We start from the raw sequence: 1,634 nt of genomic DNA, 5'->3' as shown, positions 1-1,634 counted from the left end.
GATCCAGGTCCGTTATGGGTAGTCCGTACACCACATTGCCCGAAGGCTTCGGTTTGGACTGTATCGCGTTCACTCGCCGTTACTAACGACATCGCGGATTGCTTTCTTTTCCTGTTCCTACTAAGATGTTTCAATTCGGAACGTTCCCCATTGCGCAAGGCAATTGCGTGGGGATTCCCATTCGGAGATCCTCAGTTCTTTCCCTCCATGCGGGTCCCTGAGGCTTATCGCAGCTTGGCACGTCCGTCATCGGCTCTCGAGCCGAGCTATCCACCAGCTGGCACAGTAGCCAGTTGATATAGTCACTGTGACCCGGAGAACGGGTCCAGTGGACGCCTGGATTGCACGTACACACGGTTTCATCAAANTTTTCGACCCTTCCCAACCTCGCTTGCGCGGGATGGTGCATCTGTCGTCAGTATCCATTCATTCGAAACGTCTTGCCACACTTAAGGGGCACGATCGTTTCGGAGTGGAGTACTGCTTACCATGGACCCACAGGGATTCGAACCCTGGGCATCCTCCTTGCAAAGGAGGCACTCTACCACTGAGCTATGGGCCCGTGTTAGCCCTAGTAGTTCTAAGGTGTCCGAACGGGTGTCATTAGTGAACTCGGAAGATCGCGTGTGAGCCACCCCGTCGGGGNGGTCTCGGTCGTTAGGAGGTGATCCAGCCGCAGATTCCCCTACGGCTACCTTGTTACGACTTAAGCCCCCTTGCGAAGCCCAGATTCGACCACCGTGTGGTGGCCTCATCCGGACCTCACTCGGGTGCTTTGACGGGCGGTGTGTGCAAGGAGCAGGGACGTATTCACCGCACTCTATTGAAATGCGATTACTACCGAATCCAGCTTCATGAGGGCGAGTTTCAGCCCTCAATCCGAACTACGATCGAGTTTAGGAGATTAGCGTTCTCTTTCGAGATAGCAACCCATTGTCTCGACCATTGTAGCCCGCGTGTAGCCCAGCTCATTCGGGGCATACTGACCTACCGTTGCCCGTTCCTTCCTCCGCTTTAGCAGCGGCAGTCCTTCTAATGTACCCAGCCAGTCGAAACTGCTGCTGGCAATTAGAAGTGCGGGTCTCGCTCGTTGCCTGACTTAACAGGACGCCTCACGGTACGAGCTGACGGCGGCCATGCACCTCCTCTCTATAGCGTCGTGGTAAGGTCATCAACCTGACCGTCATTACTATAGTCGGAGCTGGTGAGATGTCCGGCGTTGAGTCCAATTAAACCGCAGGCTCCTCCGGTTGTAGTGCCCCCCCGCCAATTCCTTTAAGTTTCATCCTTGCGGACGTACTTCCCAGGCGGCTCGCTTCTCGGCTTCCCTACGGCACAACACAGGCTCGTAGCCTGTGTCACACCTAGCGAGCATCGTTTACAGCTAGGACTACCCGGGTATCTAATCCGGTTCGAGACCCTAGCTTTCGTCCCTCACCGTCGGATCCGTCTTCTCGAGGTGCTTTCGCCATCGGTGGTCCGTCCAGGATTACGGGATTTCACTCCTACCCCGGACGTACCCCTCGAGCCTTCCGGTCCCAAGCCACGTGGTTTTCACCGGACGCCCGCCAGTTGAGCTGGCGGATTTCCCGATGAACCTTCGTGGCCGGCTACGGACGCTTTAGGCCCAATAA

General features: G+C 56.1%; 1 tRNA gene and 2 rRNA genes. All 3 read right to left on the bottom strand.

What is annotated here, in order from left to right:
• A 23S ribosomal RNA gene (locus tag C457_RS20780) occupies positions 1 to 298 on the bottom strand; the annotation flags it as partial.
• 192 nt (positions 299 to 490) lie between these two features.
• A tRNA-Ala gene (locus C457_RS11255) sits at positions 491 to 562 on the bottom strand.
• A 97-nt stretch (positions 563 to 659) separates the two neighbouring features.
• A 16S ribosomal RNA gene (locus C457_RS11250) occupies positions 660 to 1,634 on the bottom strand; the annotation flags it as partial.

The sequence above is a fragment of the Haloferax prahovense DSM 18310 genome (assembly GCF_000336815.1).
In the GTDB taxonomy this organism is placed as follows: Archaea; Halobacteriota; Halobacteria; order Halobacteriales; family Haloferacaceae; genus Haloferax; species Haloferax prahovense.
This window is presented reverse-complemented; position numbering and strand designations above follow the sequence as displayed.